Genomic DNA, 23,695 nt, shown 5'->3' on the forward strand with positions numbered 1-23,695 from the left:
CTGATGTTCTGGCTGTTCGGGCAGATCTGGCTGTGGCTGATCGTCGCCTTCGCCCTGGGTGCGCTGACCTCCTGGGTGGTGCTGCGCGCCGCGGCTCGGCCGCGGTCAGAACCCGTCCGGGACGTCGAGCCCGAGCCCGATGACCACGAGCCGCCGCCTCCGCTGTCGACCGAGCAGACGCAGTTCATCCCCGCCGCCTGGGCGCAGCACGCGCCCGAGCGGCGGGGCGGTCTCCACGACGACGAGGAGGCCGAGCCCGTCGGCCACCGCGAAGGCCACCTGCCGCTGCCGCCGCAGCGCGGGGCCCAGGACGAACAGTGGCCCACCGAAGACGAGCCCGCGTGGCCGGAGTCCGAAGAGGCCACCCCGCAGTGGCCGCAGCAGCCTGGGCGCAGTGGCTGACACCCATCCTGGTAAGTTCGGCTACGCACTGTGAGCGAGGGCTGAGGAGGGGGTGGAGTGGCGCTCCCCCATTGGACGCCGCAGCAGGTCCTGCCGCCGGGCCGGCACGCGGGTGACCTCGCCGACGTCTACGAACGCCTGGTGTTCGACGCCCCGCACCAGAACGACCGGGAGATCCTGTTCAGCGCGCTCAACAGCTACCTCGGCGTCGCCCGGCGGATCATCCCATCCGGCCGCGCCTGGATCGGCGGCGAGCTCATCACCCGGACCGCCCACCCGCCGCGCGGCCTCGACGTCGTCCTCATCCCGGACGAGTGGGGCGCGCTCAAGCGGCTCGACGACGCCGGCCGCTCGGCGCTGTACGGCCTGCTGACGCTGCGCGGGGTGATCGTCGGGCAGCCCGCCATGTACCTCGACCAGGTGCAGCCGGTCGGCGGCATGCTGGACGGTTTCCTGTGCCGTCCCGGGGACGAAGACGTGTGGGCCGAGGTCTGGGCCGAAGGCGGCAGGGGTTACCCGGAGATGATCTGGTGAGGAACGAGTTCCGGCGCATCGCCGACGAGATCCCCGGCGGCACGTGGCTCGACGACCTGGCCCGCGCCTCCGCGATGGCGGCCAACGCCAAGTTCGAGCGGACGTCCCGCTCGCCGCTGCTGCACGTCTCGGTGATCGGCGAGCAGACGATCGACGCCTACACCTTCTCCGACATCAGCCGCGCGCTGCAGGACGCGACGGCGAAGATCGGGCACATCATCCGGAACCCGTCCGGCGAGGTCACCCAGGTCCAGCAGACCGACCGGGACAAGGCTCCGCTGATCCAGCGCGGCCAGGCGGGCAACGCGATCTTCTTCGGCTTCCCGGAGCCGCTGGCCGACGACGCCCTGATCGTCGACGGCATCGAGACGCTGTCCGAGCGCGCGGTCAAGGAGCTCTGCGACTTCCTGCCGGCGAACGGCTCGGACGACGGCGCGCTCGACGCCGTGCTGCTCCAGCGGGACACCGTCCGCAACGCGGTGAGCGACATCGTCAACGCCGTCGCGAAGAACGCCGGCATCGGAATGGCGCTGACCCCGACCGCGGGCGAGCAGGTCACCCGCAGCATGACCACCGAGCAGGCCCGGATCCTGCAGGGCAGCCTCCGCGAATCCCGCGAGGAGGTCGGCTACGAGACCGTCCGCGGCCGGCTCGACGGCGTCCGCACCCGGCGGCGCATCTTCTACCTCGACCGCGAGTCGGGCGGCACGATCCAGGGCGCGGTGGCGCCGGACCTGCTCGACCAGATCAAGGAGAACCTCGACCGCCCGGTGACCGCCCGGTTGCGCGTGGTGCGCACGACGACGATCGACGGGCGCCGCGGCCGCCCCGTTTTCGAACTGCTGGAAATCACTCCGGAAGTGAGCCTTTTCGACTGAGAAGTCCGGTATGCGACTTTCGTCTTGAACGCCGATACCGACCGTCGTCGTGGGCCGAACGGCCACGAAAACCGTGGGAACTCCGATATTCTTCCCATTGATCACCGGGCCACGTCATGCCCGGGATGTCAGGAAATATCGATACCTGGCGCCAAATGGTGGGACAATGACTTTTTCCAGAATGTAACAATTTCGTTCTGGGCCACACTTATGGGTTAACGTCGTCGCACTCCCACCCGAAGGGGTTCGCATGATGACCGACCCGCAGTACCCGCCGGCCACCGCGCGCCACGGACGGCCCGCGCCGCCGGTGACGGCCACGGAGCGTCGTCAAGCCAATGCGAAGCCCGCACGGAACATCCTGGCCATCGTCGGCCTGCTGTTCGGCGTGGCCGCGCTGGTCGTCACGTTCGTGCCGGACATCGAGTTCGTCGCGTGGCCGCTGGGCGGGGTCGGGCTCGTCCTGGCGATCGCCGGGCTGGTCCAGGCCAGGAAGGGCGCGGTCGGCGACCGCGGGGTGGCGGTCACCGCGACCTGCGTCACCGTCGCCGCGCTGCTCACCACGGCCGGGATGCTGCTGTACTCGACCTTCTTCGGCGGCGGCGAGTCCGGGCTGCACCTGCCCGCCGTGGCCACCGACAAGCACGCCGTCACCTTCCAGGTGACCTCGGCAGGCGGCGCGACCGTGCGCTACGGCAGCCTCAACGACCAGCGCACCGAAAACGCTCCGGCCAGCACCGACGCGTGGCTGGGCCAGGCGTCGTACAACAATGGCTCGTACCTGCTGACGCTCACCGCCGACACCCGCAATGCGACGGTCAGCAACGAAATCAAGTGCGCCATTCTCGTCGACGGCAAGAAGGTCGCGGAAAACAGCGGCACGACGATCGCGCTCTGCACGGCCAACGTCGGCTGAACGGTCCCGGTACCCCGCCTGGCGACCGGCCGGCCTACCCCCAAGTCGGCCGGCCGGGCCGCCACGAGCCGCTCCTGGCGGCTCCGGGTCCCACGCGGGGTTTCCCGCGCGGGGCCTGGCACCGGCTTCTCCGCCTGCCCCTCCCCTAGGGCTCCGCCGGCACCGCCGAACCTACGCGGACGGCGCCCGCGCCCACTAAGAATCCACTAAGGATTGAGCGGGCGGACGGGGTCGTGACCCATTCGCAACGAAATTCCGGCCGTTCGAAACTGTCGGAATGCGGTTCACAGCAGTTCGGCGAGTTCCGTCCGTACCTCACCGACGAGCTTCGGGTGCACGCGTTCGTAAATGCGCACCGACAACGCCAGTTGTTCACGGGCGCCGTCGATGTCGCCGCGGGCCCGAAGCACCCGGCCCAGCGTCAGCCGCAGGGTGCCTTCCCGCGCGACGAACTCGCGGCTGATCGCCAGGTCGATCGCCTCCCAGACGAAACGCTCGGCCGCTTCGAGGTCGCCGGACCGCAGGCTGAGCTCGGCCAGCTCGTCGAGCGAGACGACGACCTGGTCGTCGTCACCGAGTTCGCGGTCGATCCGCAGGGCGCCCCGCTGGTGGGCGATCGCGTCGGCCAGCCGGCCCGCCCGCTTCTCCGCCTGCGCGCAGTTGCCGAGCGCCAGCCCGCGCAGGGTGACGTCGGGGGCATTCGCGACGGCCTCGGTGAGCCGCTCGATGGCGGTTCCGTGCTCGCCGAGCCGGCTCAGTGCGCGCCCGAGGTGCAGGTCCACCGCCGTCCGCAGCCGCCGGTCGGCCGTCTCGGCGGCCAGCTCCGCCGCCCGTTCGGCGTCGGCGAGGCCGTACCCGGGCAGCTCGAAGGCGAGGGCGATCTCGCACCGCGCGAGCCACATCCAGCTCTGCCCCGCGACGTCGCCCGCGGCTTCGGCGGCGGCGACGCCGAGGTCGGCCATCCGCGTCCACTCGTCCAGCAGCGGGCACGTGACGCGGTAGGTGTGGGCCACCCGGGCCAGCCGCCAGACGTCGTCGTGGCGACCGGCGGCGTACGCGGCGTCGAGGACGGCCAGCAGGTTCGGCCACTCGGCCGCGAACCAGTCGTGCGCCTCGGCGAAGCCGGTGAGCGGCGGCATCACGTCTTCGGCGAGCACGCGGGAGAAGTCGAGCGGGTCGGCGACCCGGCCCAGCAGGCGGCGCGCCCGGTCGGCGACCGCCTGGTAGTAGCGGACCGTCCAGCCGAGCGCCTCGTCGCGTTCCTTGTCGCCGAGCTCCTGTTCGGCGAGCTCCCGCAGGTACAGCCAGACGAGGTCGTGCGGCACGAAGACGTCCCGCTCGGTCTCGGTGATGAGGTTGTGCGCGGCCAGCGTGCGCAGCCGGCGCCGGGCTTCGGCCACGGTGATCTGCGCGACCGCGGCCATCACGTGCGGCCCGACCAGCACCCCCGGGATCGCGCCCAGCTGCAGGAACGTCTCGGCGACCTCGCCGGGCAGGCCGCGGAAGGAGACGTCGAACGCCGCGCGGACGCTGTCGTCGGCGCCGTCGACCTCCAGGCCGGCGAGCCGGGTGCGTTCGTTGCCGAGCTCGTCGACCAGCTCCTCCGCGGTCCGCTGCGCGCTCGCCGAAAGCCGGGCACCGGCGATCCGCAACGCCAGCGGCAGGTAGCCGCAGAGCCGCGCGAGGGCGTGGTTGAGGACGGCCGGGCCGGCGAGCTCCTCGATCAGCGCCACGGCGTCGTCGGGCGCGAGCGTGCCGAGCACGCGCTGCTTGGCCGCGTTCGACACGGCGAGCCCGTCGAGGCGCGAGCGGCTGGTCACCACCGTCATCGTCCGCGCGCTCGGCGGCAGCAGCGGGCGCACTTGCTCGGCAGTGCGGGCGTCGTCGAGCAGCACCAGCATCCGCCGCCCGGCGATCAGCGACCGGTAGAGCGCGACGCGCTCGTGCAGCAGCTCCGGGATCTGCGCGGTTTCGACGCCGAGGCCGAGCAGGAACTGGGTGAGCAGCTCGGCCGGCTCCAGCGGCGGGTGGTGCGGGTCGAAGCCGCGCAGCGACGCGAACAGGACGCCGTCCGGGAACCGCGGCGCGACCCGGTGCGCCCACCACACGACCAGGGTGCTCTTGCCGACCCCGGCGGTGCCGGTGACCACGGCGATGGTCGTCTGCCCGGCTTCGGCGCGGGTCACCAGGCCGTCGAGCCAGGCCAGCTCCTCGGTGCGCCCGGCCAGGCTGGGCACCGCCGCGGGCAGCTGCGAAATCGCTTTCGCCTGCTCGTCGCCGCCGGCCGGGGCGACGACGTCCCGCGCCGGGAGGTCGTCGTTGAGGACGCGTTCGTGCAGCCAGCGCAGCTCGGCACCGGGTTCGACGCCGAGGGTGCGCAAGGTCGCGCGGGAGACGGTCCGGTACAGCTCGAGCGCGTCCCCGCGGCGGCCCGCGTGGTACAGCGCCCGCATCAGCTGCCCGGCGGTCCGCTCGGCCAGCGGATCGGCCCGGACGATCGGGCTGAGCTCGACGATCAGCTCCGCGTGCCTGCCCAGTTCGAGGTCGGCGTCGACGCGGGCGCCGTGCACGGCGAGGCGCAGGTCCTCCAGCTCGGGGGCGCGCAGGGAGTCCGGCACCCCGCCCAGCGCGGGACCCTGCCAGAGCGCGAGCGCCTCGGCGAGCAGCGCGGCGGCGACCTCGGGGGTGGCCACCGAAGCGCGCTCGAGCAGCGTGCGCGCCCGGTGGACGTCGATCCGGTCGGGCTCGACGTCCAGCCGGTAGCCGGGGGGTGTGGTGAGGATCCGCAGGCCGTCGAGGTCGCGCAGGATCCGCCGCAGGTGCGAGACGTTCCCGTGGACGATGGTGCGGGCGGTGGCCGGAGGGTCGTGACCCCACAGGGCGTCGATGATCTCGTCGAGCCCGACGACCTTGCCGGGTCGCAACGCCAGCAGCGCGAGCAGGCCGCGGACCGCGGGACCGCCGATCGGGACGGGCTCGTCGCCGTGGCAGAGCTGGACGGGCCCGAGCAGCTGGAGCCGGGTCTGGGCCATGCTCGCGCCCACCTCCCCGGGTCCACGGTGCCCCGGCGTCGCCCCCGCCGGGAAAATCAACCTACCGTGACGGCCGGCTGGCGAATACCGCCCCACCGGGCCGGGACCAGGAGGTTTCGTGACGCTCCGGATTCCGCGGCCACGGCCGGGTGCGCCTGCGATCGGCGCCGGTACGACAGGACCCCGCACCACCGGTCCCGATCCGGTGGTGCGGGGTCACTGGCAAAACTCCCGGCCGGGCCGCCAGGGGGCCGGTCCGCCCGTCCGCCGCCGAGGGCAACCGGGCGGGTGAGCTCACCCCGAGCGAAGTACCCGCCGCCGGCCGTCCGCGAAGACGTGTTGCGCGGGCCACACACCCACGCGGTGGCGACACGGTAACAAAGCGGAACGAGTCAGTCACGGGCGGGTCCGGACTTTTTCCGGGGCTTCCGGCGCTCGACGCGGGCAAGACGCGGCCGGGCGATAGCTGCCCGCGGGATCGCGCGCGGCCAAGCCTGCTGAGGAGCACGCGCGCTCGACGAGCCGCGCACGGCGAAACCCCGGGCCGGAGACGCAGCTCGCGTCCCCGGCCCGGGGCGAAGTCCCGCGGAACCTCAGCGCGTGATCGGCGCCGGGTTCCGCCCCGCGATGAACGCCGGCCGCGGTGTGCTGGCCGCGAACGGCTCCTGCAGGGCGTTCTCCACGCTGTTGAACACCAGGAAGATGTTCGAGCGCGGGTACGGCGTGATGTTGTTGCCGGAGCCGTGCATGATGTTCGAGTCGAACCACAGCGCCGAGCCCGCCTGGCCGGTGAACTGGTCGATGCCGTGCTCGGCTGCCATCTTCGTGATGTCGTCCTCGCTCGGCACGCCCACCCGCTGGTCCTTGAGCGAGCTCTTGTAGTTCGCCTCCGGCGTCTCGCCCGCGCACTGGACAAACGTCCGGTGCGAGCCCGGCATGATCATCAGCCCGCCGTTGAACGGGTGGTTGTCCGTCAGCGCGATGGAGCAGCTGACCGCGCGCGGGGCCGGCATGCCGTCCTCCGCGTGCCAGGTTTCGAAGTCCGAGTGCCAGTAGAAGCCGGTGCCCTTGAAGCCGGGCATGTAGTTGACCCGGCTCTGGTGGATGTACACCTCCGAGCCGAGCAGCTGCCGCGCCCGGTCCAGCACGCGGGGGTCGCGCACCAGCTCGGCGATCAGGCCCGAGATCTCGTGGACGTCGAAGATCGACCGGACCTCCCCGGTCTTCGCCTCGGTGATCACCCGCTCGTCCCGCGCCAGCTCGCTGTCGGAGGACAGCCGCACCAGCTCCTGCCAGTACGTCTGCACCTCCCCGACCGAGAGCAGGTCCTCGACCACGGTGTAGCCGCGTGCCTCGTGGTTGGCCAGGGTGGCGGCGTCGATCGGGCCATCGGCTCCGGTGCCCCACACCGTCGGGTGCACGCGCGGCAGGTGCTCCGGCGTACCGGTGATCCGGGTCGGGTAACTGTCGTCGACCCGGGTGTCCATCAGCGTCACGGGCTTCGCCTCCTGTTCCTCTCCGGTTTACGAGTCCTCGGTGATCAGCGGGTACACGCCGTTCTCGTCGTGCACCTCGCGGCCGGTCACCGGCGGGTTGAACACGCACACGCACTTGATCTCGGTCTTCGGCCGGACCTGGTGCTTGTCGTGGTCGTTGAGCAGGTAGAGCGTGCCGGGCTTGAGCTCGTAGACCTTGCCGGTGGCCAGGTCCTCGATCTCGCCTTCACCGGAGGTGATGAACACCGCCTCGATGTGGTTGGCGTACCAGAAGTCGTTGACCGTCCCCGCGTACAACGTGGTCTCGTGCACCGAGAAGCCGACGCCTTCCTTGGCCAGGATGATCCTCTTGCTGCGCCAGTTCTCGGTCTTGATGTCGGCGTCGGTGTCGGTGATCTCGTCGAGTGTGCGGACGAGCACGGGCAATCTCCCTTACTTGTTCAGGACGGCCTTCACGGACTCGTCGATGATCGACAGGCCCTGCGTCAGCTCGTCGTCGGTCAGCGTCAGCGGCGGCAGCAGCTTCATGACTTCGCCGTCCGGGCCGGAGGTTTCCATCAGCAGGCCGCGCGCAAACGCTTCCGCGCAGACCCGGCCGGCCAGGTCGCCGCTGGCGAACTCGAGACCACGCGCCAGGCCGCGGCCCTTGGCGGTCAGGTTCGCCTCGGGGTAGGCCTCGATGATGCCGGAGAACGCGGTGGCGATGCGCTCGCCCTTCGCCTTCGTCGACTTCTCGAGCGCGTCGTCGCTCCAGTAGACGTCGATCGCTTCCTTGGCGGTGACGAACGCCGGGCTGATGCCGCGGAAGGTGCCGTTGTGCTCGCCCGGCTCCCAGACGTCGAGCTCCGGCTTGATCAGCGTCAGCGCCATCGGGATGCCGTAGCCGCCGATGGACTTCGACAGGCAGACGATGTCCGGCGTGATCCCGGCGTCCTCGAAGGAGAAGAACGGCCCGGTGCGGCCGCAGCCCATCTGGACGTCGTCGAGGATCAGCAGGATGTTGTGGCGCTTGCAGAGGTCGTCGAGCCCCTTCAGCCACTCCAGGCGCGCGGCGTTGATGCCGCCCTCGCCCTGCACGCCTTCGACGATCACCGCGGCCGGCTCGTTGAGCCCGCTGCCGGAGTCCTCGAGGAGCTTCTCGAAGTACAGGAAGTCCGGCATGGCGCCGTCGAAGTACTTGTCGTACGGCATCGGGGTGGCGTGCACCAGCGGGACGCCGGCGCCGCCGCGCTTCATCGAATTGCCCGTGACCGACAGCGCGCCGAGCGTCATGCCGTGGAAGGCGTTGGTGAAGTTGATGACCGACTCGCGGCCGGTCACCTTGCGCGCCAGCTTCAGCGCAGCCTCGACGGCGTTCGCGCCACCCGGACCGGGGAACACGACCTTGTAGTTCAGGCCGCGCGGGTCGAGGATCTTGTCGCGGAAGGTCTGCAGGAAGTCGCGCTTGGCCACGGTGAACATGTCCAGGGCGTGGGTGACGCCGTCGCGCTGGATGTAGTCGATCAGGGCCTGCTTCAGCTGCGGGTTGTTGTGCCCGTAGTTCAGCGCGCCGGCCCCGGCGAAGAAGTCCAGATAGGGCTTCCCGCTTTCGTCGTAGAGGTGGCTGCCCTGCGCGCGGTCGAAGACGACCGGCCAGCCTCGGCTGTAGCTGCGTACTTCGGATTCGAGCTCTTCGAAGATGCTCATGTGTTTCTTTCGCTCCTAATCGCCCGGATTCGTCGGTGTCGTCAGCGGACCGATGCGGTAAAGCTCTTCCGGCAGGTGCCCGGCTTCGGGGAAATCCTCGCCGCTGAACAGCACACTGGTTTCCACACTGGCGTTCCACCGCTTCGCGAAGGAAGTGAACAGCCGGATGGACGCCTCGTTGTCCGGGGTGATGGTGGTCTCGAGGTAACGCACCCCGTCGCCGACCAGACGCGTGTACAGCGCGTCGAGCAGGGCCCCGGCCAGGCCCTTTCCGCGCTGGGACGAGTCGACCGCGACCTGCCAGACGAGCGCCGCCTCCGGCTCGTCCGGCCTGCGGTAGGCGATGACGAAACCGACCGCCCTGCCATCCTCACGCGCGACGACCGAAGACTCGGCGAAATCGCGGCACCACAGCATGTATGCGTACGGCGAGTTGAGATCGAGCTTGGCGGAATCACGCGCGATTCGCCACAGCTCCGCGCCGTCCGCCTTGGTCGGGGTTTCGATCAAGTGCGTTACGGACATACTCAGGAAACGTAACAGAGAATTTTCGACCTGCCAGCGACCCAGCTCACGGCCCCCGCGATGACCTGCGGGGACGCGATGTACCCGGTGAGCAGTCACACAAACATGTTTGAAGTGGACGAAGCCGGGGCACACGCGCGCCTGGGACGCGGACTCGCGGTCCGTGCCCTCACCGCACGATGACCCCAAACCGGCGTGATCGCAAGGCGACGGGCCGGAAACGCCGCTCAGCGCACGGGTTCGGCGACGGCCTCCGGGGTTTCCGGGACAGCGCTGGTGCTGCCGACTCGGAGCGTCACGGTCCTCACCGTCCGGGCCCGCGCCCGGCGGTGGCCGAAGCGGCGCCGGATCGCGCTCACCGGCATCACGACCGCGGGCAGGATGAGCAGCCCGGACACCGCCAGCCACCACACCGCGCCCTCGCCGCGGCGCCAGCCGGCCACGACGTCACCCAGCCAGCCGAAGAACGGCCGGGCGAGCGGCGGCACGAACGCGGCCAGCAGCAACGCCGCCACGACCAGCGCACCCAGCGCCGTGAACAGCCAGCGCACCTTGTGGCCGGTCGTCAGCAACGCCGTCGCCAGGTAGACGGCCGCGCCCGCGAGCACCGGCAGGCCGATCCACTGCAGGACCGCGCCGCCGTTGTTGCCGATGACCAGCCCGGCCAGCAGCGCCAGCGCGCCGGCCACCAGCGACCCCGCCGTGCCGAGCCGGGACGCGCCCTGCGAGACCCGCGCCGTGCTCCTGGCGACCGTCCGCAGGGTGTTCGCGACGGTCCGCGGCCAGCCGCCGGGCAGCCGGAAGGCGACCGTCCCGGCGTTGACCGTGGCGGCCCCGAGCGCGACCAGGGTCCGGGTCAGCCGGGCGGTGCCCTGCTCACCGGCGAGCTTCTCGGCCGAGACGTGGCAGGCCTGGAACTGGGCCTGCGCGGCGGCGACGTCGAGCGGGGGCAGCTCCTTCTCCAGCGCCTTGCCGATGCCCGGCCGGTCGTCGGCGTCGAACCGCGCGGCGAGGTTCACCACCGGGAGCTCCTCCGCGGCGATCTCCGCCTGCCGGGCCCTGGCCAGCACCATGGCCGTGACCGGCATGCTGAGCGGCCGGCCGGTGCCGTACGCCGGCAGCGGCTTGAGGTCCGCGTCCAGGCCGAGGAACGCGAGCTCGGCGGTCAGCTGCGTCCGCAGCTCGGCCGCTTCCTCCGGGCCGCACCGGTCCTGCCCGTCCGGCAGGCGCCACGGACCGAACGCCTTGACGAGCTCGTCGCGCAGCTCGTCCCGCCCGATGATCGTCTGCAACGTCTGCAGCCGCTTCGGGTCGAGCAGGCACTGGACCAGCCAGCCGGCGCCGTCGATCCGGCCCCACATCCAGTCGCTGGCCCGCCACGACGCCTTGTAGAAGGCGCCGAAGTAGCTGGCCTGCATGCCGGTCAGCTTGTTCCACGACCGGCGTCGCGTCATGTCCAGCAGCGTCCGCGAATCGGCGCTGACCTGCACGAGGTCGACCCGCTGGTCGACCGACGGCGCCTGCGCGAGCAGCCCGCGGGTCGCCACGTGCAGGGTGAGCAGCCGCGACTGGACGACGTCGTCGCCGCCCGCGCCGTCCGGGCCCAGCGCCAGCCAGTCCAGCAGCGTCGTCACGGATTCCGACTTCGACGGCGCGGCCTCGGCCAGCGCCCGCAGGGCCGGCGCCGCCGACCGCAACCCCTCGACCAGCATCGGCCACGCCTCGGCGACCCCGGCCGTCTTCTCCGGGGCAACCCAGTCCGCGGCCAGGTCGGCGATCCACGTCTCCAGCGACCGGGCTCCGGGGCCGGCGTGCTCGGTGACCCACTTCCCCAGCCGCACCCCGCGGCCTGCGGTCCGGCGTGCCTCGTGCAGCTTTTCGCGCGCGGCGTTGAGTTCCGCGGCCGGCGTGGCGTCCGTCAGCAGCCGGAACCCGGCGTTGACCAGCTGCAGGCCGATCGCGACGGCGTCGTCGAGCGCGGTCGTCCGGTAGGCGAGCAGGTCGTCCACCGCCACGCTCGCGGCCGGCGGCGTGGCCGGGATCCGGCCCTCCAGCCCGGCCACCGCGATGTCCCGCAGCTGCTGCGACATCCCGGACGCCCACTGCGTGCCGGGTTCGGCCAGCGCGTACCGCCGCGCGGCGGTACGCACCAGCTCGGCGGCGTCCTCGGCGGTCCGCCGCTCCCGGTACGCGGCGGCGATCCGCGCGTCGACCAGGCAGCCGGGGCCGCCGCGCAGCCCCATCGCGGCCAGCGACACCCGGGTGTCCCGCGCGCGGACCACGGCGTCGTTGTGCCGGGTCAGGTCGTCCAGCTCGGCGCTGATGGACTGGCTCATCACGGTGTTGACGACCTTCGCCATCGCGTTCGACAGCAGCGGCGGGTTCGCCGCATCACACGCTATAGCGTCGCTCTCGCCCTCGCCGGTCGGCACGACGTAGAGCAGCAGCCGCCGGACGTCCACATTGGACCGTCGTTCGAAGATCTCCCGCAGTGCCGGCCGCAGTGGCTTGTTGAGCAGCACCCCGCCGTCGGTCAGCCAGTGCGAGCGGGTCAGTTCGGTGTACGGCGTCATGTCGGGGTGCAGCCGGTCGGCGCCGTCGGTGCCGATCGGCATCCGCGACAGCTCGAACGCGCCGGGGAAGGACGCGGTGGAGCGGGCCGCCAGCGCGAGCGGCCCCTCCACCCCGTTCGTCCACTGTGTACCGCAGAACCGGAAGAGCATCCGGTGTTCGGTGTCCCGCACCAGGTTCCCGAGGGCATCGTCGAACCGCGTCGTCTCACCGTCGATCATGGTCCCGGTGAGCAGCACGGTGATGTCGGGATCCCCACCGGCGGGCGCCGCCCCGGCCGCGGTGATCTCCCGCAGCGCCCGTTCGACCCCTTCGAGCAGCACGCGGTCCCCGTCGAGCACCGACCGCGGCTGCGCCTCCTTGGCGTCCCGCACGAGGTTTTCCAGCGAGCCGGTGGTGATCCAGGTGTTCCGCAGCACCTGCGGCGTCGACCGGAAGGCCTCGGCCAGCCCCAGACAGGCGGCGTTGATCCCCCCGGCGCTCGTCCCGGTCAGCACGTCGATCGAGACGCTCGCCCGCAGCACGTCGAGCAGCCGCCGGTAGAGCCCCGGAGAACTCTCCCGCCGCGACTCCCGGAGCAGCTGCGATGTCTCGGTGGCGACCCCGCCCATCCAGATGGCCAGGCTGGCCCCGCCGACCATGGTCATCGCCAGCCGGATCTCCTGTTGCCACGGTTCCACGGTCACGGCCATGGGAGTCTCCCGTCTTCCCGACGCAGAGTAGAGGCGAAGGGTGACCCCGGGGATACGTCCGCGGGTACGGCCGTTCGGGTGGATTTGTTCACCCGCTCAGCCGCCGGTGGTGACCACCACCTTGCCGAACTGGCCGTTGGCCTCCAGGTAGCGGTGTGCGCCCGCGATGTCGGTGAGGTCGAACGTGCGGTCCACGCGGGGCCGGAACGTTCCCGCCCGGACTCCGGCTCGGACGAAGTGTTCCGCTCGAGCCAGCCGGGATGGGTCCAGGGTGAGGTCGAAAGCGTTGAACAACCTCATCGTCGGCACGAACCACAGCGGGAAGGGGGTCTCCTTCGTGTCGAGTGCGCCGTAGACCACGAGCGTTCCGCCCTTGGCCGTGGCCGCCGCCAGCTTGCGGACGCCCTCTCCGGCCACGGCGTCGAAGACGAACTCCGCGCCGCTGCCTCCGGTTACCTCGAGGGTGCGCTCGGCGATGTCCTCGTCGTCGGTGACGATCACGTGTGCGGCTCCGGCGTCGAGGAGTCGCTGCTTCTTCGCGGCCGTCCGGGTGGCGGCGATCGGGATGGCTCCGACGTGGTTGGCGACGTCGATCGTCGCCAGGCCGACGCTGCTGGAGGCCGCCGTGATCAGCACGAAGTCGCCGGGGCGCACCTTTCCTTCGTCGACCAACGCCCCGTACGCGGTCAGGAACGGCCCCCACAGCGCGACCGTTTCGACCGCGTCGAGGCCGTCCGGGCGCCGGAGGACGGCCGACGCCGGCACGATCGCCGCCTCGCCGTAGACGCCGTAGTCCCGCATCGAGAAGCCCGCCACCGTGCTCACCTGGTCGCCGGTTTCGAATCCCGTCACGCCCTCGCCGAGTGCTTCGACGACTCCGGACGCGGAGTAGCCGAGCTTGGCCGGAAACGCGTCGGGGCGTTCGAAGTAACTGCCGGAGCGGAACATCGCCTCGGCCCGGTTGAGCCCGATCGCCTCGACCCGCAGCCGCAGCTCCCCGGGGCCCGGCTCGCCGAGGTCGACGTCCACGAGCTCCAGCACATCCGGTCCGCCTTCGGCTGCGAACCGCACTGTCTTCGTCATTGCTGGTTCCTTTCCGGTGCTTGCCGGAATCGATCGTGGACCGGTGGCGTTCCCGCTGGAAGACGGCACTTTCCTGGTACGGCGGCACACGCGTGTTACGAAAGAGGTCACGACGGTGGACAACGGCGAAATCCCTTCCGCGGAGATGTGCTCCCTGCGCGAAGTCCTGGACCTGGTGGGCGACAAGTGGGCGATCCGCGTGCTGGTCCAGCTGGGTTCGGGACCCCGCCGGTTCAGCGAGCTGGAGCGGGCACTGACCGGCGTCTCACGGCGGATGCTGTCGCTGACCCTGCGCGGGCTGGAGCGGAACGGCCTGGTGACGCGGAAGGTGTACCCGGAGGTCCCGCCGCGCGTCGAGTACACGATGACCGCGCACGCGGCGGAACTGGACGAGCCACTGCACGCGCTGTCGGCGTGGGCGGCGAAGCACCGGGCGAAGGTCGCCGAAGCACGGCGGGCGTTCGACTTCGCCTAGGCCGCCAGGTGCTCCAGGATCAGCACCTGCGCCTCACCGACCGCGAAGCCCAGCACCGCCCCCGTCGCGATCAGGATCCACTCGTCCTGCTCGAAAGCCGGCCGCAGGAGTCTTTCGAACTCCCTCGGAGACAGCTGCTTCATCTTGGACACCAGCACGTTGCGGATGTCCATCGCGTCCGCGGCGTAGTCCTCGATGTAGCGCATCGTGTCCGGGAGGCGGGACATGATCTGGGACGAGATCGTCAGCTTCATCTCCTGGTACTTGCGGCTGCCCACCGCGAACACCAGCAGCGGCTTGGCCACGCTGCCCAGCTCGCGGTCGAGCTGGTGCTGGATCAGCGCCAGCACGCGGTCCGACAGCGGCCCGTGGAGGATCGCCTCGATCACGTTGTGCGGGGTGATGATCTCCTTCGCGATCAAGGACCCGTACGCCTCCGCGACCTCCGCGCGCCGCTTGAGGAACAGGCCCTGCCACTGCACCCCGAAGTACCTCCGGGGCTCGATCGGGTAGAAGATCATGCGCAGCGCCAGCCAGTCCGTGAACCAGCCGGTGAACAGGCCGAACACCGGCATGATCGGCGGGAACTTGAACAGCACCCACGCCACCATCTGGACCACGCCGATCGCGCCGCCGAACACCAGGCCGGAGCGGGCGATGAACTTGAACTCCTTCGCGCCCGCTTCCTGGAAGATCCGGTTGAGCAGGCGCTTGTCCTTGACCAGGCTGGTGACCACCATGCCCTTGAGGTCGAACACACTGTCCACATCGGACTTGATCAGGTCGAGCACCGCGGCGACCATGCGCGGCGACTCGTGCTGGACGCGCTCGATCACCAGGCGCTGCACCCGGACCGGCAGGGACTCCCACAGCCCCGGCTGGTAGTGCGCGGCCACCTCGCGGACGATGTCCTCGACCCCCGCCAGCAGCGGTTTCTCGATCTCCTTGGCGATCCGGCCGGCGTCCAGCCTTGCCACCACCTCGGCCGGCTTGATCAGCTGCTCGGTCATCGTGTCGCAGGCGATGCTCGCCATCCGGGCCGCGCGCTTCGGGACGATGCCCTGCCAGCCGAGGAACGGCTTGACGCCGATGAACTCCACCGGCTGGAACATCATCCGGATGGCCACCAGCTTGGTGCCGTACCCGATCAGCGCCGCGACGACCGGGATCGAGACGTAGAGGGGCCAGTGCTGGGCGAAGTCGGCGACGATGCCGGCGAAGAAGGCCCCCATCCGGTCAACCCAAGCTCGGGTCGCAGGCCTGCCAGAACTGCGCGCCGAGGCGCGAGACGTGGATCGTGCGCCGGACGAACTTCGCGCGCCGGACGTGCTTCTCCGCCTCGCGCACCGTCTCGTCGGTCAGCAGGATCTCGTACTGCGTCTCCAGCGACGGCACCTCTTCGTCGAGGTCGACCAGGCCGAGCCCGATCAGCCGGGTGACGTAGCCGGGCACCTGGTCCGGCAGCGACACCCCGGCCGCCTTGCCGACCGTCGAGGCGTTGCGCAGCACGACCCGGCCGTTGCCGCCGAGGCCGGTCCGCTCGACGACGTCGACGGCGGGGAACGGCGAGCCGTCGGACAGCGCGGAGAGGATCCGCGCCTCGTCCGGCGTCAGCTGGCGCAGGATGATCGCGTAGAAGTACTCGCGGGCGCGCTCGCGGCCGAAGCCGATCGAGTGGTTGAGCAGCTCGGCCATCGCCGCGCGCAGCGGCTCGGCGTGGTTGTCGCGCACCGGCACCAGCGTCACGGTGGCTTCGACCTTCCCGGGGACCGCCGCGCGGTTCATCGCCGACGCCGCGGTGAGCGCCGCGTGGTACGGGTCGTCCACCTCGTCGAGCCGGCGGCGCAGCTCGGTCAGCAGCTGCCGCTCCACCTGCCGGACGCCGCGTTCGGCGGTTTCGACACCGGGCAGCTTGCGGCCGAGCGCGAAACCGGTCCGCGCGGCCCAGCCCGCCAGCTGACCGGCGCGGCGGGCCAGATCGGCCACGTCGTCGGCGGCACCCCGGCCGTTCGGTCGCTCTGCGTTCACCCGCGGACTCCCCTCTGCTTACGCGGGTGATGCTACCTGCGGGTAGGCCGAATGGAGGTGTGATGTGCGTGTTGGATACGGGTATGAGTCCGACGCGCTGGGGCCCGCCGATCGACGTCCTCCCGTACTTCTCCAAAGAAGAGCAAGCGCTGATGACGCTGCTCGGCGCGCTCACCGACGAAGACTGGACGCGGCCGACGATGTGCGCCGGCTGGACGGTCAAGGACGTCGCCGCCCACCTGCTGGGGGACAAGGTCGGCCGGCTGTCCCGCGGCCGGGACGGCCACGCCGCTGATGCCCCCCGCCCGGGGGAGCCGTTCCCCCGGTTCATCGACCGGATCAACGCCGAATGGGTCGTCGCGTGCCGGCGGCTCTCGACGGACGTCCTGCTGACCATGCTCTACGAGTTCATGGGCCAGACGACCGAGTACTGGGCGCAGCTGGACCTCGACGTCCCCGGCCCGCCGGTGAGCTGGGCCGGCGACGAGCCCGCGCCGCGCTGGCTGGACGCGGCCCGGGACTACTCCGAGTTCTGGGTGCACCACGTGCAGATCCGCGAGGCCCTGGAGCACACGCCGCTGGAGGCGGAGTACGCCGAGCCGATCGCCGACACGTTCGTCCGGGCGCTGCCGCACACCCTGCGCGACGTCGACGCCCGCGTCGGCAAGCAGGTCGGCTACACGGTGACCGGCCAGGGCAAGTGGTACGCGCGCCGCGAGCGCGACGGCTGGGTCCTGGACCGCGGCGCCCCGCCGTCCCGCACGCCGCTGGCCACGGTGACGACGGACCTGGACACGTTCTGGCGGCTCTGCACCCGCAACGCGGCGGACCTGAGCCGGGTGCGGACGACCGGGGACGAAAACGTTTGCGCGACCGTGCTCGGGATGACGTCGATCATCGTCTAGCGGCGGCGCGCCTGCTTCCGCAGCTGCAGGATCCGGGCCCCGCCGATCAGCGCGACCAGCGCCGCCCCGCCGATCGCCGAGAACAGCATGGCGATGGCCAGCGGCAGGCTGCCCTCGCCGCCGAAGAAGTGCACGGTCACCGAGTCCAGGTTCTGCAGGATGAAGATCAGCAGCAGGACCAGCACGACCAGGCCGGCGATCACCGCGACCCAGGTGCCGCTGATCCGGGTGCGCTTGATCTTCGCGGGTGCGGGCCGGGACGGCGCCGGCCGCACCGGCGTCACCTCCTCCGGGCCCGGGCGGACGTCGCCGGCCCGCAGCTCGGCGGGTTCCAGTGCGCCTTCGGGCACCTCGGTGCCCGGCAGGTCGTGGTGGGTGGGACCGGTGGGGCGGTCGGCCGCGCCCCCGCGCGCGTGCGTCATGTGCCCAGTGTCCGTCCGGCACGCGGGGTGCGCTGCTTCAAACCCCCTAACGGGCGAAGCCGTCGACCTCCCGGAGGACGCGGAGCGTGTTCCGGCCGGCCAGTTTCGCGCAGTCGTCCTCACTCCACCCCCGCTCGAGCAGGGCCGCGAACAACACCGGGTACTTGGAGGTGTCCTCCAGCCCCTCCGGCAGCGCGCCGACGCCGTCGTAGTCGCCGCCGAGGCCGATGTGGTCGATACCGGCGACCTCGCGGGCGTGCTCGACGTGCGCGACGACGTCCTCCACGGTCGCCGTCGGCTTCGGCGGGCCGTCCCACTCCTGCACGAACTTCCCGCGCAGGCTCAGGTTCCGGTACTCCAGGCCGGCTTCGGCCATCGCGGCCTCGAGCCGTTCGTTCCAGGCCGCGACCTCCGGCGAGACGAACGCGGGCACGAAGGTGATCATCGCGACGCCGCCGTTGCCGGGCAGCATGGCCAGGACGTCGTCCGGGATGTTGCGGGGGTGGTCGTTCACGGCGATGCAGGAGGAGTGGCTGAAGATCACCGGCACCGAGCTGACCTCGATCGCCGCCCGCATCGTCGAGGGCGCGACGTGCGAGAGGTCGACCATCATGCCGATCTTGTTCATCTCGCGCACGATGTCGCGGCCGAACTCGGTGAGCCCGCCGTGAGCGGGCTCGTCGGTGCCCGAGTCGGCCCAGGTGGTGTTGAAGTTGTGCGTCAGCGTCATGTACCGGACGCCGAGCCGGCGCAGGATCCGCAGCACGCCGATCGACTCGGCGATGCTGTGCCCGCCCTCGGCGCCGAGCAGCGACGCGATCCGGCCGTCGGCGAACGCGGCTTCGGCCTCGTCCGCGGTGGTGACCAGCCGCAGCCGGTCGGGGTAGCGCTCGACCAGCTGGTGGACGACCTCCACCTGCTCCAGGACGGCGGTCACGGCACTGTGGCCCTCGAACTCACAGGGCACGTACACCGACCAGAACTGCATGCCGAGCTTGCCGTCGGCGAGCTTCGGGAAGTCGGTGTGCAGGGCGGGCTGCCGCACGGTCAGGTCGAGCGACGCGGCCGCCTCGACCGGGTTCGGGCCACCGTGCTGCCGCAGCTCCCACGGCAGGTCGTTGTGCCCGTCGGCGAGGATGACGGCGTCCAGCAGTTTGGTAGCACGCTGTAGTGCCTCGTTAGTCATCGGCCGATCGTAGGGACGTCCGGTATACGGTTCGTACAAACGGGCTGACATCTTCCGTGGAAGAAGTAATCCGGCGAGGTGTTGCGGTAGAGTACGCCCCGTGGACACCGACGACGACGAAATCGTCACCTGGTGGGGCCTGGTCATCGAGGGCTACCTGGCCACCCAGGACAGGCTGATGGGCGAGATCGCCGAGCGCTTCGGGCTCGCGCCCGCGTCGTTCGACATCCTGCTGCGGCTCGTGCGCTCGCCCGAGCACCGGATGCCGATGACCCGCCTGGCCACCGAGGCCGCGCTGTCCAGCGGCGGGTTCACCAAGGTGGCGGACCGCCTGGTGGCGGCCGACCTGATCTGCCGGATCCCGAGCCCCGACGACCGCCGCGTCACGTTCGCGTCGCTGACCGAGCACGGCCTCGACGTGGCGAACAAGGCCCGCGCGGCGGCGGCGGACATCCTGCGCCGGATCGTGCTGACCCCGCTCGGCGAGGACGCCCCGGCACTCGCCGAAGCGATGCGGACACTGCGCGCGTTCAACGCCGACCGTTGAAAAAGTAGAGGTCACGCCCGGTGCGTCCGGCGGCGCACCATGAGAACCATGCTGACCGAATCGACCATCACGACCATGCTTCCGGTGACCGACAGTGAACGCGCCGGCCACTTCTACGCGGACTCGCTCGGCCTGAAGCAGACCGGCCGTGGCGAGGACGGCACCCTGTACTTCGCGGCGGCGGGCGGCGCGATCGGCCTCCGCCCGATGCCGGAGGGCGCCCAGAGTGAAAACACGGCACTGAGCTTCGAAGTCGGCGACTTGCCCGCCGAGGTCAGGGCCCTCGAAGACCGCGGCGTCCGGTTCCAGGACTTCGAGCTGGAGGGCCTGAAGACGGTCGACCACATCGCCCAGCTGGGCAACGAGCGGGCGGCCTGGTTCACCGATTCCGAAGGCAACGTCCTCTGCCTGCACGAGGTCATGGGCTGAGCCTCTGGGGGCGCGGGGGTGCCGGCCCGGTTTTACCGGCACCCCCGCGTGCGACCCCTACGCCAGCGACGGCATCAGCTTGATCGCGTTGCCCGACAGCACCCCGCTCAGCACGTCCTCCGGCAGGCCCAGCCCGATGAGCGTGCGGACGTTCGCGGCCACCGAAGGCACGCCCGGCCAGTCCGTCCCGAACACGAACTTCCCCGCCAGCCGCCGCAGGTCGAAGCGCTGGTAGTACTCCGGCAGCTTCTTCGGCGGCAGCCCGGCGAGGTCGAGCCAGACGTTGTCGCGCGCCAGGGCCAGGAACGCGGCGACGTCGTACCACCAGCCGCGGCCGCCGTGGGCGAAGACGAACTGCAGGGCCGGGAAGTCTTCGACCACATCGGACAGCAGCTCCGGGTTGCCGAAACTGGTGCGGGAGCCGGGGAAGCTCGACGTTCCCGAGTGGAGGATCACCGGCACCCCGCGGTCGAGGCACAGCTGGTAGACCGGGTACAGCTCCTTGTCCGCCGGGGAGAACGCGCCGTGCACCGGGTGGATCTTCAGAGCCACCGCCCCCAGGTCCAGCTGCCGCTCGACCTCCGCCGCCGCCGGGTGGTGCACGTACGGGTTCACGTTCGCCACCAGCCGGAACCGCTCCGGGTTGAACGCAACCAGCGGCAGGTTGTCCTCGATCGGCTGGATCCCGGTCGCGCGCGGGCTGTACTCGCAGAACAACAACACCCGGTCAACACCTTCGGACGCCATCAGCTCGTCCATTGCGGACGGGATCACCGTGCCGTCAGGCGAATACACCGAACGCCACGGGTACGCCCCGGCGAAGTCGTGCGCCCACTGCAGCCACGCGGGTTTCAGCGTCGGCAGCCGCGGTGCGTGGACGTGGGCGTCGACCACGAAGTGCCCGTCGATCACGGGCTGGGTACCGTCCGCAGCGAGTCGCGGACCAGCTCGCGGATCACGTTGCGACGGATCTTGCCGGTCGCCGTCTTCGGCAGTTCGGCCAGCTCGACCACCCCGCGCGGGCGCTTGAACGCGGCCAGGCCCTCGCGGCAGAACTCGATCAGCTCGGCCGGGTCCACCGCGAACCCGGGCGCGGGCACCACGCAGGCCACCGGCTTGTCGAGGCCGTCGGCGTCCGGCGCGGCGACCACCGCGACCTCGGCCACCGCCGGGTGCTGCCGCAGCCGTTCCTCCACTTCGGACGGTGACACCCAGATCCCGCCCGCCTTCAGCATGTCGCCGAACCGGCCCAGACACGAAAACGTCCCGTCCTCGTTCCGGACGTAGCTGTCGCCGGTCCGCAGCCACTCGCCCTGGAAGACGAGCTTCGTGGCGTCGTAGCGGGCCCAGTACCCCGTCGCCGTCGACGGCCCGGCCACGAACAGCTCGCCCGGCTTCCCGGCGGCGTCGATCACCGCCCCGGCTTCGTCGCGCAGCTGCACGGAATACCCGGGCACCGGGACGCCGGTGCTGCCCGGACGCACCGATCCGGGCTGGTTCGACAGGAAGATGTGCAGTGCCTCGGTCGACCCGATGCCGTCGAGGATCTCCAGCCCGAAGCGGGCGCGGAACCGTTCGAACAGCGACGCGGGCAGCGGCTCGCCCGCCGAAACCGCGTACCGCACCGAAGAAAACGAGTCGTCCGGGACGTCGCTGGCGAGCAAGGCCGCGTAGAACGTCGGAACGGCGAAGAACAGCGACGGCTTCTCTTCGCGGGCGCGTGAAGCGAACAACGCGGGCGTCGGCCGCGAAGGCTCGAGCAGCGTCGTGCCGCCCGCGCCGAGCGGGAAGAAGCACGAGTTCCCCAGCCCGTAGGCGAAGAACAGCTTCGGCACGGACAGGAACCGGTCGGCCGACGTCGTCCCCAGCACCCCGCGCGCGTACGTCTCGCAGACCGCGCGGATGCTCGCGTGCCGGTGCATCGCGCCCTTCGGCTGCCCGGTCGTCCCGGACGTGTACAGCCACAGCGCGGGCGAGTCTTCCCACGTCCGTCCACTCGGGACCGGGCCGGCCAGCGACGGCCAGTCGTGCGTCCGGACGGCGAACCCGGCCGCGTCGCAGCGGTCGAGCACGACGTCGGTGACCTCGGGGGCCAGTGCCAGCGCCGTCAGCGCCTGGTCGGCGAACTCCCCCGACACGCACAGCACGCGCGCCCGCGAGTCGGCGAGCACCTGGCCCAGCTCGGGACCGGTGACCATGGTCGAGACCGGGACGGCGACCGCGCCGGCCAGCATCGCGCCGAGGATGCCGGTGAGCAGCTCGACGTCGTCGACCATGCAGAACATGACCCGCTCTTCGGGCCGCACGCCGAGCTCCGCGAGCCCACCGGCCACGCGGCGGGACTCCGCCGCGAGCTCGGCGTAGGTCAGTGACCGGCGGGGCGACACGACCGCGGTCGCGTCCGGGCGCCCGGCCGAGAGCAGGTACTCCGCCGCGTTGAACCCTGTCGCCACCAGGCCTCCTACGTCAGGTACACGTACTCGTAGTCGATGGGCTTGCCGTTGATGCCCTGCCGGGGCGGGGCGACCCAGCTCGCGATCTTCCCCCGCTCGTACACCGGGTGCATCAGCGAACGCACGAACGTGAGGTCCTCGGTCGTGGGCAGCCACTTGCGCTTGCCCGCCTCCCAGGTCGCCTCGTCGACGATGGTGCCGTCGGGAGTGACGTGGTGGCCGGAGTTTATGCCGACTTCGCGGTTGAAGCCAGGGTGCGGCAGGCGGAACGCGTGGTCGATCCCGGCGTCGGCGAGGATCTTGTTCCAGCGTTTCACGCCGGTCTGGCAGTCGGCGACGTACTCGCTGCGCAGGTCGAGGTTCAGCAGCAGGATGGCCTGCAGTTCCTCGGTGGTCCAGGTGCCGTCGGCGTTCGGCCGCTCCAGCGTGCGGGCGTCCTCGGTGAGCTTGTGGTCGTCCTTGCGGCGGGTCTCCTGCCAGCGGCCCTTGAGCCCGGCGGTGTAGTAGTTCGCCGCGTTCGTCGACGTCTCGCTGCCGAACAGGTCCAGGGACACCGTGTAGTGGAAGTTGATGTACTTCTGGATGACGTCCAGCGGGATGCCGCCGTGCGGGCCGATGTCGTAGGTGTCGTGCTCGCGGATCAGCTCGGCGCTGCGGGTCACCACGCGGTCGACGCCGGTGGTGCCGACCATCATGTGGTGCGCTTCTTCCTTCAGCATGAACTCGCAGGTGCGCGAGAGCGGGTCGAAGGAGGACTCCTTGAGCGTGCCGAGCTGGTACTTCCCGTCGCGGTCGGTGAAGTAGGTGAACATGTAGAACGCCAGCCAGTCGGCGGTTTCCTCGTTGAACGCGCCGAGGATGCGAGGCGCGTCGGGACTCCCCGAGTTGCGCAGCAGCAGCCCTTCGGCCTCGTCACGGCCTTCGCGGCCGAAGTAGGCGTGCAGCAGGTACACCATCGCCCACAGGTGACGGCCTTCTTCGACGTTGACCTGGAAGAGGTTGCGCAGGTCGTAGAGGCTCGGCGCGGTCAGGCCGAGCAGTTTCTGCTGCTCGACCGACGCCGGCTCGGTGTCGCCCTGGATGACGATCAGCCGCTGCAGGTCGGCGCGGTACTCCCCGGGCACCTGCTGCCACACCGGCTCGCCCTTGTGCTCGCCGAAGGCGATCCGGCGGTCGGGGTCGCGCTCGGCGAGGAAGATGCCCCAGCGGTAGTCGGGGACGTTGACGTGGTCGAAGTGCGCCCAGCCTTCGCGGCCGACGCTGACCGCGGTGCGCAGGTAGACGCCCTGGGTCTGCAGCGTCGGCCCCATCTCGCCCCACCAGTGCAGGAACTTCGGCTGCCAGCCCTCCAAGGCCCGCTGCAGCCTGCGGTCCTCGGAGAGGTTGACGTTGTTGGGGATCTTGGCGTCGTAGTCGATCTTCTCGGGCATCTGGG

At 70.8% G+C, this 23,695-nt stretch carries 22 protein-coding genes; 8 read left to right on the plus strand and 14 right to left on the minus strand.

From position 1 onward, the window contains the following. The first annotated feature begins 3 nt into the window (after window positions 1-3). The 4 genes from ABZX11_RS09165 (at window position 4) to ABZX11_RS09180 (ending at window position 2,730) form a co-directional block, all read left to right on the plus strand. Entirely contained in the window at window positions 4-402 is a 399-nt protein-coding gene (locus ABZX11_RS09165) for a hypothetical protein (protein ID WP_176174494.1), read from the plus strand. Between the two features lie 57 nt (window positions 403-459). Then, on the plus strand, window positions 460-936 hold the full coding sequence (locus tag ABZX11_RS09170) for a hypothetical protein (protein WP_176174493.1): 477 nt from the start codon (window positions 460-462) through the stop codon (window positions 934-936). After that, complete coding sequence (locus tag ABZX11_RS09175; RefSeq protein ID WP_086852001.1) at window positions 933-1,814, plus strand: hypothetical protein; 882 nt, start codon at window positions 933-935, stop codon at window positions 1,812-1,814. The genes ABZX11_RS09170 and ABZX11_RS09175 overlap by 4 nt, the downstream gene beginning before the upstream one ends. Before the next feature lie 250 nt (window positions 1,815-2,064). After that, on the plus strand, window positions 2,065-2,730 hold the full coding sequence (locus tag ABZX11_RS09180; RefSeq protein WP_176174492.1) for a DUF4190 domain-containing protein: 666 nt from the start codon (window positions 2,065-2,067) through the stop codon (window positions 2,728-2,730). A 284-nt stretch (window positions 2,731-3,014) separates the two neighbouring features. Here ABZX11_RS09180 and ABZX11_RS09185 read toward each other — a convergent pair whose 3' ends face one another. The 7 genes from ABZX11_RS09185 to ABZX11_RS09215 form a co-directional block, all read right to left on the minus strand. Further along, on the minus strand, window positions 3,015-5,762 hold the full coding sequence (locus ABZX11_RS09185) for a BTAD domain-containing putative transcriptional regulator (RefSeq protein WP_354911300.1): 2,748 nt from the start codon (window positions 5,760-5,762) through the stop codon (window positions 3,015-3,017). Between the two features lie 593 nt (window positions 5,763-6,355). After that, the gene (gene thpD / locus ABZX11_RS09190; RefSeq protein ID WP_354911303.1) at window positions 6,356-7,258 is read right to left on the minus strand and encodes an ectoine hydroxylase; all 903 of its coding nucleotides are present in this window, start codon (window positions 7,256-7,258) and stop codon (window positions 6,356-6,358) included. 27 nt (window positions 7,259-7,285) lie between these two features. Continuing rightward, window positions 7,286-7,678 (minus strand): ectoine synthase, encoded by a 393-nt coding sequence (locus tag ABZX11_RS09195; RefSeq protein ID WP_176174489.1) that lies wholly within the window; start codon window positions 7,676-7,678, stop codon window positions 7,286-7,288. A gap of 12 nt (window positions 7,679-7,690) precedes the next feature. Further along, window positions 7,691-8,944, minus strand: coding sequence for a diaminobutyrate--2-oxoglutarate transaminase (ectB, locus tag ABZX11_RS09200; RefSeq protein ID WP_354911306.1), 1,254 nt, complete (start codon window positions 8,942-8,944; stop codon window positions 7,691-7,693). Between the two features lie 15 nt (window positions 8,945-8,959). After that, window positions 8,960-9,469, minus strand: coding sequence for a diaminobutyrate acetyltransferase (gene ectA, locus ABZX11_RS09205; RefSeq protein ID WP_176174487.1), 510 nt, complete (start codon window positions 9,467-9,469; stop codon window positions 8,960-8,962). A gap of 227 nt (window positions 9,470-9,696) precedes the next feature. Continuing rightward, entirely contained in the window at window positions 9,697-12,732 is a 3,036-nt protein-coding gene (locus ABZX11_RS09210) for a patatin-like protein (RefSeq protein WP_354911309.1), read from the minus strand. Window positions 12,733-12,828: 96 nt separating this feature from the next. Then, window positions 12,829-13,815, minus strand: coding sequence for a zinc-dependent alcohol dehydrogenase family protein (locus ABZX11_RS09215; RefSeq protein ID WP_354911312.1), 987 nt, complete (start codon window positions 13,813-13,815; stop codon window positions 12,829-12,831). A gap of 115 nt (window positions 13,816-13,930) precedes the next feature. Between ABZX11_RS09215 and ABZX11_RS09220 the strand changes: the two genes are divergently transcribed. Continuing rightward, window positions 13,931-14,290, plus strand: coding sequence for a helix-turn-helix domain-containing protein (locus ABZX11_RS09220; RefSeq protein ID WP_354911315.1), 360 nt, complete (start codon window positions 13,931-13,933; stop codon window positions 14,288-14,290). Here the strand turns inward: ABZX11_RS09220 and ABZX11_RS09225 are convergent. Together ABZX11_RS09225 and ABZX11_RS09230 are read right to left on the minus strand one after the other, a co-directional pair. Further along, on the minus strand, window positions 14,287-15,522 hold the full coding sequence (locus ABZX11_RS09225; RefSeq protein WP_176174483.1) for a DUF445 domain-containing protein: 1,236 nt from the start codon (window positions 15,520-15,522) through the stop codon (window positions 14,287-14,289). The genes ABZX11_RS09220 and ABZX11_RS09225 overlap by 4 nt on opposite strands. 4 nt (window positions 15,523-15,526) lie before the next feature. After that, window positions 15,527-16,318: an Abi-alpha family protein gene (locus ABZX11_RS09230; protein ID WP_176174482.1), complete on the minus strand. Its 792-nt coding sequence runs from the start codon at window positions 16,316-16,318 to the stop codon at window positions 15,527-15,529. Between the two features lie 83 nt (window positions 16,319-16,401). On the opposite strand from ABZX11_RS09230, the gene ABZX11_RS09235 reads away from it, so the two are divergent. Then, window positions 16,402-17,223 (plus strand): maleylpyruvate isomerase family mycothiol-dependent enzyme, encoded by an 822-nt coding sequence (locus tag ABZX11_RS09235; RefSeq protein WP_354911318.1) that lies wholly within the window; start codon window positions 16,402-16,404, stop codon window positions 17,221-17,223. On the opposite strand, the gene ABZX11_RS09240 is transcribed toward ABZX11_RS09235, so the two are convergent. Both ABZX11_RS09240 and ABZX11_RS09245 read right to left on the minus strand, forming a co-directional pair. Beyond that, entirely contained in the window at window positions 17,220-17,645 is a 426-nt protein-coding gene (locus tag ABZX11_RS09240) for a lipopolysaccharide assembly protein LapA domain-containing protein (RefSeq protein ID WP_176174480.1), read from the minus strand. The genes ABZX11_RS09235 and ABZX11_RS09240 overlap by 4 nt on opposite strands. Window positions 17,646-17,691: 46 nt before the next feature. Next, a complete protein-coding gene (locus tag ABZX11_RS09245; RefSeq protein ID WP_176174479.1) occupies window positions 17,692-18,831 on the minus strand; it encodes a dipeptidase in 1,140 nt (379 codons plus the stop codon). A gap of 100 nt (window positions 18,832-18,931) precedes the next feature. On the opposite strand from ABZX11_RS09245, the gene ABZX11_RS09250 reads away from it, so the two are divergent. Together ABZX11_RS09250 and ABZX11_RS09255 are read left to right on the plus strand one after the other, a co-directional pair. Continuing rightward, window positions 18,932-19,378 carry a MarR family transcriptional regulator gene (locus tag ABZX11_RS09250; RefSeq protein WP_176174478.1) on the plus strand — a complete coding sequence of 149 codons (447 nt, stop codon included), beginning with the start codon at window positions 18,932-18,934 and terminating at the stop codon, window positions 19,376-19,378. A gap of 48 nt (window positions 19,379-19,426) precedes the next feature. Continuing rightward, window positions 19,427-19,807 (plus strand): VOC family protein, encoded by a 381-nt coding sequence (locus ABZX11_RS09255; protein WP_176174477.1) that lies wholly within the window; start codon window positions 19,427-19,429, stop codon window positions 19,805-19,807. 57 nt (window positions 19,808-19,864) lie between these two features. Here the strand turns inward: ABZX11_RS09255 and ABZX11_RS09260 are convergent, their stop codons facing one another. The 3 genes from ABZX11_RS09260 to boxB are packed head-to-tail and all read right to left on the minus strand — an operon-like array spanning window position 19,865 to window position 23,690. Further along, window positions 19,865-20,719 carry an amidohydrolase family protein gene (locus ABZX11_RS09260; RefSeq protein WP_354911323.1) on the minus strand — a complete coding sequence of 285 codons (855 nt, stop codon included), beginning with the start codon at window positions 20,717-20,719 and terminating at the stop codon, window positions 19,865-19,867. After that, window positions 20,716-22,260: a benzoate-CoA ligase family protein gene (locus ABZX11_RS09265; RefSeq protein ID WP_354911326.1), complete on the minus strand. Its 1,545-nt coding sequence runs from the start codon at window positions 22,258-22,260 to the stop codon at window positions 20,716-20,718. The genes ABZX11_RS09260 and ABZX11_RS09265 overlap by 4 nt, the downstream gene beginning before the upstream one ends. 8 nt (window positions 22,261-22,268) lie before the next feature. Beyond that, a complete protein-coding gene (boxB, locus tag ABZX11_RS09270) occupies window positions 22,269-23,690 on the minus strand; it encodes a benzoyl-CoA 2,3-epoxidase subunit BoxB (protein WP_354911328.1) in 1,422 nt (473 codons plus the stop codon). Between the last annotated feature and the right edge of the window lie 5 nt (window positions 23,691-23,695).

Origin of the sequence: Amycolatopsis sp. NPDC004169 (genome assembly GCF_040610315.1) — a bacterium.
Taxonomy (GTDB): domain Bacteria; phylum Actinomycetota; class Actinomycetes; order Mycobacteriales; family Pseudonocardiaceae; genus Amycolatopsis.